At 35.7% G+C, this 12,689-nt stretch carries 13 protein-coding genes; 11 read left to right on the top strand and 2 right to left on the bottom strand.

Annotation, left to right across the window (positions count from 1 at the left end; translation table 11 throughout):
* Positions 1-176: 176 nt before the first annotated feature.
* From DW963_RS12440 to DW963_RS12450, 3 genes are read left to right on the top strand one after another with little or no spacing between them, the layout of a single operon-like run.
* The gene (locus DW963_RS12440) at positions 177-551 is read left to right on the top strand and encodes a GntR family transcriptional regulator (RefSeq protein WP_117916168.1); all 375 of its coding nucleotides are present in this window, start codon (positions 177-179) and stop codon (positions 549-551) included.
* 11 nt (positions 552-562) lie between these two features.
* Positions 563-1,411 (top strand): ABC transporter ATP-binding protein, encoded by an 849-nt coding sequence (locus DW963_RS12445; protein ID WP_117916170.1) that lies wholly within the window; start codon positions 563-565, stop codon positions 1,409-1,411.
* Positions 1,411-1,983 carry an ABC-2 transporter permease gene (locus tag DW963_RS12450; protein ID WP_117916172.1) on the top strand — a complete coding sequence of 191 codons (573 nt, stop codon included), beginning with the start codon at positions 1,411-1,413 and terminating at the stop codon, positions 1,981-1,983. Before DW963_RS12445 ends, DW963_RS12450 begins: the two co-directional genes overlap by 1 nt.
* A 125-nt stretch (positions 1,984-2,108) precedes the next feature.
* Here the strand turns inward: DW963_RS12450 and DW963_RS12455 are convergent, their stop codons facing one another.
* Both DW963_RS12455 and DW963_RS12460 read right to left on the bottom strand, forming a co-directional pair.
* Positions 2,109-2,453, bottom strand: coding sequence for a phenylpyruvate tautomerase MIF-related protein (locus tag DW963_RS12455; RefSeq protein WP_117916174.1), 345 nt, complete (start codon positions 2,451-2,453; stop codon positions 2,109-2,111).
* A gap of 78 nt (positions 2,454-2,531) precedes the next feature.
* Complete coding sequence (locus tag DW963_RS12460) at positions 2,532-3,743, bottom strand: dicarboxylate/amino acid:cation symporter (RefSeq protein WP_117916176.1); 1,212 nt, start codon at positions 3,741-3,743, stop codon at positions 2,532-2,534.
* A gap of 299 nt (positions 3,744-4,042) precedes the next feature.
* Here DW963_RS12460 and cas6 point away from each other — a divergent pair, with 299 nt between their 5' ends.
* The 8 genes from cas6 to cas2 are packed head-to-tail and all read left to right on the top strand — an operon-like array spanning position 4,043 to position 12,263.
* Complete coding sequence (gene cas6, locus DW963_RS12465; protein WP_117916178.1) at positions 4,043-4,765, top strand: CRISPR-associated endoribonuclease Cas6; 723 nt, start codon at positions 4,043-4,045, stop codon at positions 4,763-4,765.
* A gap of 23 nt (positions 4,766-4,788) precedes the next feature.
* Positions 4,789-6,549 (top strand): Cas8a1 family CRISPR/Cas system-associated protein, encoded by a 1,761-nt coding sequence (locus DW963_RS12470; RefSeq protein ID WP_286169383.1) that lies wholly within the window; start codon positions 4,789-4,791, stop codon positions 6,547-6,549.
* Positions 6,550-7,419, top strand: a complete 870-nt coding sequence (gene cas7i / locus DW963_RS12475; RefSeq protein ID WP_117916182.1) for a type I-B CRISPR-associated protein Cas7/Cst2/DevR — start codon at positions 6,550-6,552, stop codon at positions 7,417-7,419. It abuts the gene before it with no gap.
* The gene (gene cas5, locus DW963_RS12480) at positions 7,403-8,128 is read left to right on the top strand and encodes a CRISPR-associated protein Cas5 (RefSeq protein ID WP_353652824.1); all 726 of its coding nucleotides are present in this window, start codon (positions 7,403-7,405) and stop codon (positions 8,126-8,128) included. Before cas7i ends, cas5 begins: the two co-directional genes overlap by 17 nt.
* A 50-nt stretch (positions 8,129-8,178) precedes the next feature.
* Positions 8,179-10,449, top strand: coding sequence for a CRISPR-associated helicase Cas3' (gene cas3, locus DW963_RS12485; RefSeq protein ID WP_117916184.1), 2,271 nt, complete (start codon positions 8,179-8,181; stop codon positions 10,447-10,449).
* A gap of 24 nt (positions 10,450-10,473) precedes the next feature.
* A complete protein-coding gene (gene cas4 / locus DW963_RS12490; RefSeq protein ID WP_117916186.1) occupies positions 10,474-10,968 on the top strand; it encodes a CRISPR-associated protein Cas4 in 495 nt (164 codons plus the stop codon).
* Positions 10,969-10,988: 20 nt separating this feature from the next.
* Complete coding sequence (gene cas1b / locus DW963_RS12495) at positions 10,989-11,981, top strand: type I-B CRISPR-associated endonuclease Cas1b (protein WP_117916188.1); 993 nt, start codon at positions 10,989-10,991, stop codon at positions 11,979-11,981.
* 3 nt (positions 11,982-11,984) lie between these two features.
* On the top strand, positions 11,985-12,263 hold the full coding sequence (cas2, locus tag DW963_RS12500; protein ID WP_055215843.1) for a CRISPR-associated endonuclease Cas2: 279 nt from the start codon (positions 11,985-11,987) through the stop codon (positions 12,261-12,263).
* Positions 12,264-12,689: the final 426 nt, after the last annotated feature.

A 12,689-nucleotide genomic window follows, 5' to 3' on the forward strand; every position in this document is an offset into this window, starting at 1 on the left:
TTCTTGTAGATTAACAGAAAAATAGGTAAAATATTTTAGTTAAGTTAAATATAAAAATAAATGAGAGTCACCTTAGAGTGGCTCTTATTTTGTATATTTTAATAAACAGTATAATAACAGTTGACAACACACATCAACTGTTATATACTGTTTATCACAAAGGAGAAAACAAAAATATGCATATTATATTAAATCATTCTTCCATGGTTCCGATTTACGAACAGCTTATGGAGCAGATAAAGTCAGAGATTATCCAGTCTGTATTAAAAGAGGGAGAGGCACTTCCGTCTGTGAGGACGCTTGCAGGGGAACTTCGCATCAGCGCGCTGACTGTAAAGAAAGCTTATGACAAGTTAGAAGAGGAAGGCTTTGTTACGACTGTTCACGGAAAGGGAACATATGTGACTGCTTCGGATAAACAGCTTGCGTCGGAGGCGAGAAGAATTGCTGTGGAAGAGGACTTTGACAAAGCCATTGACCGGGCAGTGGCAATTGGGATGAAGAAAGAAGAAATCTTAGAGGTTGTAAAGCTCATACTTGATGAGAAATAGAAAGGCGAATTATGATAACAATGCAGAATGTCCGAAAAAAATATAAGGACTTTGAACTGGAACTATCCTTGGAAATACCAGAGGGGAGAATTACAGGGTTTGTAGGAAAAAACGGCGCAGGAAAAAGTACGGCAATTAAACTGATACTTGGACTGGTAAAGCCGGATGCTGGAAAGATTTCTGTGTTTGGTAACGAATGTGGAGAGCTTCCGGCTGCGGTAAAGCAGAAAATCGGAGTATCTTTGACGGAGGCAGGCTTTAGTTCACAATTTACGGTGGAAGATGTCTGGCATATCCTTGCTAAAATGTATCCTGATTTCCAGAAGGATTTTTTTGACCAAAAATGTGAGGCTTTAAAGCTTCCACGGAAGAAGAAATTAAAAGAATTTTCCACAGGTATGAAAGCAAAACTGAGGGTGCTGACAGCAATCAGCCATAAAGCTGATTTGTTGATTTTAGATGAGCCGACCGCAGGGCTTGATGTGGAGGCAAGGAATGAAATCCTTGATTTACTACGGGAATATATAGCGCAGGACGAGAAGCGCACAATATTGATTACATCGCACATTTCCACAGATTTGGAGTCACTTTGTGACGACATTTATCTCATTCATGACGGAAAAATCATTTTGCATGAGGACACAGATGTTATTTTAGAGCAGTATGGTATTTTGAAGGTGAATGAGGAACAATACAGGACATTAGACAAGACAGCAGTCATAAAAGTACAGAAAGAAACTTATGGTTATGCCTGCTTTACTAATGACAGAAGATTTTATCAGGAAAATTATCCGCAGATTGCGGTGGAGCAGGGCGGAATTGATGAATTAATTCTTATGATGACGGGAGGGTACAGATAATGGCAGGATTAGTAGAAAAAGATTTCCGGTTAATTTGGTGTAATAAACAGGCATTAATTTTCTTTCTTATCATTGGAGTGGTGATAGGATTACAGAATGAAGCGGTTATCCTGGGGTGGTTGCCGTTTGCAATCAGTATTCTTCTGATAAATACAGTTACCTATGACGAGCTTGATAAAGGATATGGATTTTTGATGACTTTGCCGATTGATGCAGAAACGTATGTGAGGGAAAAATATTTTTTCTGTCTTACAGGAGGAACGGTTTCATGGCTTGTGGCAGCGGGACTTTACATGATACTAGAAATGAAACAGCAGATGCCGGTAGACATGGCTTCCCAGATTCCTGTGGTATTGGTGTTTCTGCCGGTTACGGCATTGTTGATTGCATTGCTGATTCCGCTGCAGCTAGTATCCGGAGTAGAAAAGAGCAGAGTAGTCATTTCGGGGGCATGTGGTGTAATGGGAGCGTCTGTCATTGCATTTGCGAAGCTGGTAAAGACAAATGTATTAAGTGCCTTTTCATTTTTAAACCAAATGAATGGTGGATACTTGCAGGAATTGCAGTGGTAGTGATAGTACTTCTCATACTGCTCTCTTATGCAATTAGTGTCCGTATTATGGAAAAGAAAGAGTTTTAGAAAAATATTTAAGCGGGACATTCATAAATAAATGAGTGTCCCGCTTATTAATGCATATTAGAAATTATCCCCATTCCATCCCCAGTTAGAAACAGCCTGATATTTTACATAGACATGATCTGGTGCAATTCCAAGAACATCTTTAAAAATGTCACATATCTGGCCAGTCAGTTTAGAAAAGGCAGATGGGTTCTCATTGCCGTAAACGCTGACCTCGACCATAGCCATAGGCTCGGCATTGCTTCCTCTGAAGTAGAGCTTGTAGTCAGGTTCAAAGCCGACCATGAGCCAGCTTTCTGACTTGCCGGGAATTGTCTGGATAGCCTGACCTAAACGTGTTTTGATTTCAGTTTCCTGTGCTTCTGTAAGAGAAGTGCTTATCTTAGAATTAATAAATGGCATATGTTACCTCATTTCTGCGCCGCAGGCGCGTGTATTCATGTGATGATTATAGCACTTTACATATGTCAAAGAAATATATTAATTGTCAGCGCCTTCTTTGATGCCGTGGCGCTCTGCATATCCAGTCAGGATAAGTGTGAGCGCACCGTCGCCGGTTACATTGCAGGCTGTTCCGAAGCTGTCCTGAAGTGCAAATATTGTAAGCATAAGGGCAGTTCCAGTGTCGTTAAATCCGAGCACACCGGTAATAAGTCCGAGCGAAGCCATAACCGTTCCGCCAGGTACACCAGGCGCGCCGATTGCAAATATTCCGAGAAGCACGCAGAACAGAATCATAGTTCCAGCTGATGGAATAGTGCCATACAAAATCTTTGATACAGTCATGCAGAAAAATACCTCTGTCAGCACTGAGCCGCATAAATGTATATTTGCAAACAAAGGAATTCCAAAAGAGACCATGTCCTTTCTCAAAACCTTTGATTTGCCGGCACACTGGAGTGCAACTGCGAGTGTGGCAGCAGATGACATTGTTCCAATTGATGTAAGGTATGCAGGACCGTAATGTCTGATTACTTCAATCGGGTTCTTCTTAGAATACAATCCTGCGATTGTGTAAAGCAGAGTCATCCAAATGTAATGTCCGATTAATACAATAATTATAATCTTTAAGAAAACCGGAACCTGCTTTGTTATTGAACCTTCGTATGAGAGTCCGCAGAAAGTAAGTCCGATGAAAAATGGCAGAATTGGTATCATGATTCTTGATACAATTGCAAGCACAATCTTCTGAAATTCTTCAAGCAGGTCAGAGATTAACTCAGCCTTTGTCCATGCCGCTGCGAGTCCGATCATGATAGAGAACACGAGAGCACTCATAACAGGCATAATCTGCGGAATCGACAATTCAAACACTGCCGCAGGCAGTTCCTTCAATCCATCCGCTGTAGATGAAATTGACAAATGTGGTATCAGCGCATATCCGGCAGCAGTCGAGAACAAAGCTGCTCCGACAGATGAAGAATATGCGATAGTTACTGCAATAAGAAGCAGCTTAGACGCATTTTTACCCATCTGTGTAATCGAAGGCGCGATAAATGCGATAATAATCAGCGGAATGCAGAAATTAATAATCTGGTTAAGAATATATTTCAGCGTCACCACAATATTTAATATGGCCTTTGAAAATGCATTGCCATCCGTCGAACTGAGCACCAGCCCGATAACAACGCCAGCCAGAACAGCTACCATCAGCTTGAACGGCAGGCTGTTCCAAAAATTAGTTTTCTTCATTAAATAAATCTCCTTCATTTGTTTGGTTAAGAAAAATTATAATATATGGGATTGGAAATAACAATGGAAAGGTTTGGGGGATGGGAGAATTCCAAAATGTAGCTATTAAAAGTTGATTATATTAATTATCAATTATTTACATCCCAAAATGTAGAAATTATATATGTATATTATAATAAGTGACATTAAAAATCAAACAAAGTTTTTTAATCCAAATTGATAATTTATATTGACATCTTAAACCTAAAGTAGTAATATCCAGATATGAACTACATAATTAAGCAAAAGGAGGTGATACAATGATACAGCTATCTTTAGAATTTCAACTTGAAAAGCCACAGTTACCGCTGGAATATGAGAGATTGATGGTTAGTTTCTTAAAAGCAGCAAGCAGGAATTATTCGGAAGATATGTTTGAGCGATTATATAATAAGGAGCATTCAATTATTAAATCATTTACATTCAGTACATATCTGCCAGGTGCGGTATTTAAAGGTGACACTATATTTCTTAGGGACAACATATTTAAAGTGTTTTTTACAGATGCTGATATGGGACAGATTATAGAATGGTTTAATGCTTTTCAGCTTATGAGATACAAGCAGTATCCTGTCAGTGGCAATTCTATGAAATTGATTTCAATAAGGTCAAACAATCGTAAAGATATTGTTGATGATGAAATTATTGTAAAGATGCAGAGTCCATTGATTGTAAGACAGCACGACAATGTGACTAACAAAGACATTTATTATACATATGCAGATGAAGGATTTTCAAAGGCATTATGTGAAAATGTAGAGATTTTTATTCAGAAAATGGAAATCGGGGTTGATACAGAAGGATTATCAATAGAACCTGTCAAAGCAAGAAAAGTAGTAGTTAACTGCTTTGGAAGAAAGGTTGATGCTAACCTTGGAATATATAAGCTTAGCGGTAATTGCGAGCTGCTTAATATTCTTTATCAGGCAGGGCTGGGTGCCAGAAGATCAGAAGGTCACGGTAAGTTCGAAATATTACTATAATTTTAGGAAAGGAGGGACAGAACGTGGGTAAATATCTGGTAACTATGGGAGATTTCCTGAAAAATGCGGGGATAGTAGGTCTTAACTATATGCTGGATATGTCAGATGCAGAGAGCGGAAAGGATTATGGCATAAAAATGCAGAACAGACCGGTAGATGGGCTTGAACTGTATGAGCAGGGATTATGGCTTGACGAGGATTTCGTGCAGCAGTGTGACTGGACTGGAATGTATTTTGATGCCTATGTTAACTATTATGGAGATTTTACAGTATATAAAGGAATATTAGACAGAATTAACAAGATTATATGCAAAATTGATAATGACCAATGGAAGCCGGACAAGCTGGTTAAAGAAGATAAGGAAGATATCAAGTTTATAAATGATAAGCTTTTGTCCAATAGTTATAAGGCTGGATTTGAAAATATAAGAAACGAAGTTGATGGGTCTGAGATATATGTGAATCTTCAGCAAAATAAATTAAATGCGAAATCAACATCACAAGAACTAAAACAGAGGCTTGAAGGTATCAAGAACTTTATAATGCAGCCAAAGTGTAAAGAAACATTTGTAATGAAGAGCGTCATATATAACTATATTAACCGTTTCTGGGATGGTAAATGTTTTCTGCTAAGAGCTAATGCAAAGAAGGACATGCGTATATTGTTTGAACAGGATTTTACAAAACCATTTAAAGAATATATCAGGACAAATCATGATAAAGATAAGGATATGTGTATAGACTGTGGAAGACCAATGGGAAACAAGGAACGTGTTTCTATTGCTTTTATGAAGGATATGGCAGATGATCTTGCAAGAAAAAAGTCTGCATTCTGGAATTGTAAAGTAGATGCCTTTTTGTGTCCTGCATGCGCATTTGTATATGCTGCCAGTCCGCTTGGATTCACACTTTTAGGACAGCGTTTTGCATTTATGAATACTAATTCATCAATTAATCAGTTACTGGCTTCTAATAGCAGGAGTGGAAAGATTGTGACAGAGGCAGAGAAAAAAGAAGCTGAACGATATACACAATGGTTTGCCAGAATGTTGAAGCAGTTGATGGATTGTAAAGTTGAACAGCTTAACAATATTCAGGTTATTTTAAAGGGAACAGATGAGAAGGATAAATATATCTTTTCTGTAATAAGTAATGAAGCACTTCAGACATTTAATGATGAAAAGGTAAGAAAAGCTTTAGAGTATTTAGGAAAATATCCTTACACAAGAATTGGAGCGGATTATCTTAATATATACGAAAATGTAGTTATGAATATTCTGAAACATAGAAGTCAGGAATTGCTTCTAAAGAAAGTGCTTAAGAATAATCTTGATTCTGATAATGCGGGACAGATAGTAACTGCTTATTGGATATATGTTGTAATGTTGTATAGTGCACTTGCTAAGAAAAATAAGGATTTGCAAGGAAATGGAGGTAAGGTTATAGAAATGGGAAGTATAACAGTAATGGATAGTGGTTTTGCTTTAAGAACTGCCATATTGTCTTCAAAAGGGGCAAAGGATGATGAATGTATCAAAGGAACAATATATCAGCTTCTTAATGCATTATCTACGAGAAATACAGGAAAATTTCTGGATATTGTAATGAGATTATATTGTACCTGTAAGGTGCCAGCTGAAGTGGGACAGGTTGATAAATTAGTTATTCCAAGAGAGTTTGTATATATCCAGAAAAATCAGGAGTTATTTGAAGAATATGGATATGCATTTGTTTTGGGATTAAAAGGTTGCAGACAGAATAAGAAGAATGAGGAGGTTATTTAGATGAGTAAGAACGGATTGACAATGACAATAGTATTTGTTGCAGAGAGTGCGAATTATGGAGAAGGATTAGGTAATATTTCTAATATTAAGAAAATGACAAGAGGTAATGCAAGCCAGTATTCATATATATCAAGGCAGGCAATAAGATATAATATTGTACAGCAGGCTGAGTGGGATAACACACCTGTCGAGGATAAGAGCGGAGTTGTACAGTTTGCTCCATCAGCTACTATTGAGGATTACCCAGAAATAGATTTATTTGGTTATATGAAGACAATGGCAAAGGACGATAATGCAAGGGGAGGTGCATCAACAAGAAGTGCAGTGGCTAGACTTAGCAACGCTATATCACTTGAACCATATCAGGGGGAGCTGGAGTTTCTTACTAATATGGGATTAGCTAAGCGCCAGAATCTTGACAATGGTATTGCACAGAGTGAAATTCACCGTTCTTATTATGCATATACAATTTCAGTGGATCTTGACAGGGTTGGAATTGATGGAGAGATTAATGTATCAAAGGAGGAAAAAGCTAAAAGGGTTAAAACACTTCTTGAAACCGTTCAGTATCTTTATAGAGATATACGCGGCAGGAGAGAAAATTTATCTCCATTATTTATCATAGGTGGTAACTATGAAAGAAAGAATCCGTTTTTTGAAAATATAGTTAAGATTGATAATAATATGATAAATGTTGATACATTGGTAGAAATGAAAGAAAGCAGTGAAGATCTTGAAAATTCTACAATAGTAGGAGTAACATCAGGAATCTTTAATAATGACAGTCAGATTAAGGAAAAACTTGGGGCTGTAACAATAGCAGAAGCATTTGAAGAGTTTAAGAAGAAAGTGGATGAGTACTATGCATAGAGCAATAAGACTGGATTGTTTTCAGAATCTTGTTAATTATAGAAAACCGAGCAGTTTTATAATTAAAGAGACCTATCCTCTTCCACCATATTCAACAGTAAGTGGAATGATACATGCCGCATGTGGATTTAAAGAGTATCACAAAATGAAGCTGAGTATTCAGGGCGATAACAAAGGGACTATATCAGATCTGTATACACGCTATTCATTTTCAGCAGGTGCCAGATATGAAGAAGGCAGGCATCAGATATGCGTAAAAGATGGCGGTAATTATGGAATATTTAAGGGAATAGCCAATGTTGAACTGTTATGTGAATGCAAGCTAATAATACATATTGTGCCAGAGGATGAGGCTGATTTTGAAATAATATATCAGGCACTTAAGAATCCGCCAACATATCTGTCTCTTGGAAGATATGAGGATATTATAGATATAAGAGATGTCAGAATTGTTTCATTAAAAGAAGATGAAGAAGTACTGACTAATCACGGTATGTATATTCCTGTGTCTTACATGGGGGAAGAACCTGTTAAAGCAACTGTTTATACATTAAATAAAGAATATGAGATAACTAAACAGGGGTTAAGGCGATGGAAGTCTGAAAAAGAAGGTGGAAGAGTTAAGGTATATTACTGCCCGCCTCATAAATGCTTGGAAAGAGCGTATGTAGATGATACGGATGATGAAGATGTTGTAATATTTGCGTGATGAGATTTTATTAATAGTTACATTGTGGATTTAAATGTATGGAGGGGTAGATGGAATATTTTGCAAAGTCAGTTCCGAATGGGGGTTCTAAAGAAGAACAGGTGACATTAAAACAGCATCTGGATGATACAGTTAATTGTGCACAGGATTTTTTTGAAAAATTCGGACATTATTTTACAGAAAAAGAAAAAGCAATAATAATAGAAGCATGCAGAGTGCATGACCTGGGAAAGGCAAACATTGTTTTTCAATCTAAGATAAATAAAGAGCTGGATGTAATAAAGACTCAGGAGATACCACACGGATTTTTAAGTGCAATGACTACATCGCCTGAAGAATTTAAGAATCATATACCAGAAGCAGATAATGATGATTATAAAGCTTTCTATACAGCAGTATATCATCATCATGTCAGAGAAGATAAAAACGGTGATGATATAATATTAAATTTCTGTAAGAAATACTATAACCCATATATAAGGGATTTTTTAAATGATGAAAGTATCAAAGCTAAGGTTTCGGGTATAAATAAATATCTTCTGTTCAGAAATACAGGCAGCATATCGGGAAACAAATACATCATGAGCTGTTATGATAAGAATGAATATTTGCATGAATGGCAGGAATTCGTGCTAATCAAAGGTCTGCTGAATAAATTTGATTATACAGTGAGTGCTGGTTATACAGAAGCAGAGGATTGTTCTGATTTCACAACAAAATATCTTAAAACATCTATAGAAAACATTTTTCAACAGCATGGATTAAGACTAGTTCAGGAGTATATGAGAGATAAATGTGATAAGAATCTTGTTGTGGTTGCACCAACTGGAATGGGAAAAACAGAGGCATCATTATTATGGCTTAATGGTGAAAAGGGATTTTATACATTGCCATATGTAGTATCATCGAATGCAATATATGAAAGAATAAGAGACAGGTATGAATATAAGGACGTGGCAATACTTCATTCAGACAGTATGCACTATTATTTTGAAGACCAGGTAAACGAAACAGATTCTGATGGATATGAAAAATATCAGAAAGCAAAATTATTATCTCAGCCGCTTACTATATGTACAGTAGATCAGTTGTTTAAGTTTGTGTATAAGGCGTTGGGAACAGAAATATTTGCAGCTACATTGAAATATTCTAAGATAATTATTGATGAGATACAGGCATATAGTCCATCAGTAATAGCAGCAATAATATATGGATTAAAGATAGTGACTGATATGGGTGGGAAATTTGCCATAATAACAGCAACATTTCCACCGGTATTGGGAAGTCTTATGCATAAATATGGATTGATGGCTGATAGTCAGTATGAATACAGGGATTTTTCTGCATTATCGGATCTTAAAAGACATTGGATAGATATAAAAGATGGCGATATAGAAATAGATAGGGTTGTAGAAGATAGCTATGATAAAAAGGTTCTTGTAATATGCAATACGGTAAAAAAGGCACAGCTGATATATAAAAGCCTGACCGAAAAAACAGATAATGTTCATCTTCTGCATGCACGATTTACCAAAGAACATAAGAGAATGCTGGAAAATGAGATTATAAAGTTCTCAGATAGTGAAAATGAAACGGGAATATGGGTAACAACACAGTTAGTTGAGGCAAGTCTGGATATTGATTTTGATGTGTTGTATACAGAGATGAGTACGGCTGATAGTTTGTTGCAGAGAATGGGAAGATGCAACAGGAAAGGTCGGTATATTCCGGATAAGGCCAATATACATATATACATTAATGCAAATGGAGTAGGAGTCAGCCGGGCTATATATAATCGTGAGATATACACTCGTTCTGTTGAGTGTTTAGAAAAATATATTGGCAGAGTTATGACAGAATCAGACAAATCTGAATATATCAATAAAGTATACTGTACAGATGAGATAAATGATACAGATTATTACAGGGATATAGAGAAGTTTCTTGCAATGTTTAAAGAATTGACACCAGCAGAATACAGTAAAAGTGAAGCTGATGAAAAATTCAGGGATATTAACAGTATTAAAATTATTCCTGATGACGTATATGAAGATAGTCGTGAAGTTATAAGCGAGTGTATTGATATAATGCATAGCTCTGATGCTGATAGAAGAGAGAAGAATGACGCAAGAACAAAGCTGGATTCATATGTGATTTCTATACAGTTATATGCTTATAAGAAATATCCGGATGGGATAGATCGTGATGTAATATATGGTAGTGATATTCATAGATCATGTATTATGTACGATTTCAATGTTGTGGATTTAACAGGAGCAGGGTTAGTTTTAGGCGAATATGAAAGAGATATATTTGTCTGAATATTCATACGATAGGAGCATTTTATGGAAGAAAGAATAACAGGAGTGATGATTTATTATTATTTCGTGTGCTCAAGAAAGTTATGGTATTTTTGTCATCAGATTAATATGGAAGATGAGAATGAAAATGTGCAGCTTGGAAAATTGCTGGATGAGAATAGTTACAAGCGGGATGATAAGCATATTGAAATAGATGGCATTATTAATATTGATTTTATTCATGAAAAAAATGAACTTCATGAGATAAAGAAGAGCAAGAGTATAGAAGAGGCTGGAATATGGCAGGTTAAGTATTATCTATATTACCTGAAAAAAAGAAATGTGGATGGACTTCATGGCGTGATAGACTATCCGCTGCTGAAGAAAAATGTTGATGTAGAATTGTCGGATGAGGACTGTAAAAAACTAGACGATATTATAAAAGAAATCATTAGTGTGAAGAATCAGGAGTATCCGCCGAAGCTGGAAGAGAAAAAGATATGCGAAAAATGTGCATATTATGATTTATGTTTTATATAGACAGAAGAAGGTGATGATAATTGAAACAGAGTTTTTATGTGTATAATAATGGGGATTTAAAACGCAAGGATAATACATTACAGTTCACTGCTTATGACGGAGAAAAAAGAGATATTCCAATTGAAAGAATTTCAGATATATATGTAATGTCTGAAATGTCGTTTAATACTACATTTCTTAATTATATATCGCAGTATGGAATACCTATACATTTCTTTAATTATTACAATTATTATTCAGGAAGTTTTTATCCAAAGGATGGAAATCCGGCAGGTCAGTTGTTGGTTAAGCAGGTTGAACATTATGTGTATTATGATAAGAGATTGGATATTGCCATAAAATTTATACAGGCGGCAGCAGATAATATATATAGAAATCTCAGATATTATAATGGTCGAGAAAAAGATGTCTCGGAATATATGAGGGATATAGATTCACTTCGAGGAACTCTTTGTAAAGCAAGGACAATAGAAGAATTGATGGGAATTGAAGGAAATATAAGAAAGAGATATTATGCAGCGTGGAATGTGATTGTTAATCAGGATATACAGTTTGATAAGCGTGTTATGCATCCGCCAGACAATATGATTAATTCATTGATTTCATTTGTTAATTCCTTAGTGTATACGCGTTTATTAAGCGAGATATATCATACACAACTGAATCCAACGATAAGTTATCTGCATGAACCGGGAGTAAGAAGATATTCATTATGTCTGGATATATCGGAAGTATTTAAACCATTGATTGGAGACAGATTGATATTTTCGTTGTTAAACAGAAGACAGATAACAGAAGACAGCTTTACAAAAGAACTTAACTATCTTCATCTTAAGAAAGAAGCTTCTAAACTTATTGTTTCAGAATTTGAGAATCGTATGAAGAAAACGATAATGCATAAAGAATTGGGAAGACAGGTGTCTTACCAGTATCTGATGAGGTTAGAAGCATATAAGCTTATAAAGCATTTAATAGGTGAGAAAGAATATGAAGGGTTTAGAATATGGTGGTAGTATATGTATATCGTACTTGTATATGATGTTAGTAAAGATGAAAATGGGCAAAAAAGATGGTCACATATTTTCAAAATCTGCAAAAAATATCTGACGCATATTCAGAATTCTGTCTTTGAAGGAGAAATATCAACAGTTCAATTAGAAAAATTACGGGGTGAGTTGAAACCACATGTTAATACTAATCTGGATTCAGTCATTTTATTCAAAAGCAGGAGTGAAAAATGGCTGGATAAAGAATTTTGGGGTAAGGAAGATGATTTGACGAGTTTCATAATTTGATTGTCGACCAGAAATAGTGTAAAATATGCACAGAGTCGACAATTGTGATATTGCTATGCTTCTGGCATATTCAGGGCATAAAGTATTAGTAATCTGTTGGCGGATTTAAAGGGTAGACAGAATAATGCTTCAGAGTTGAGAAACAGAGAGGCTTTAATAATTACGGGAATTAATAGATACATAGTGGGATGTAAATAACAAATACAAAGAGCTTATACATTATGCCGGCTATCGAATTAATAGATACATAGTGGGATGTAAATTCTTAACAGGGGAGATAATGTTCAGATGGCTGTTGGGAATTAATAGATACATAGTGGGATGTAAATGAAAATGACATTTCGCTTGAAAGAAGCAGATGCGCGAATTAATAGATACATAGTGGGATGTAAAATTTATATTTTTGAAAGTAATAATATTAAATTT

The organism is Eubacterium sp. AM46-8 (genome assembly GCF_003466705.1).
Lineage (GTDB): Bacteria > Bacillota > Clostridia > Lachnospirales > Lachnospiraceae > Lachnospira.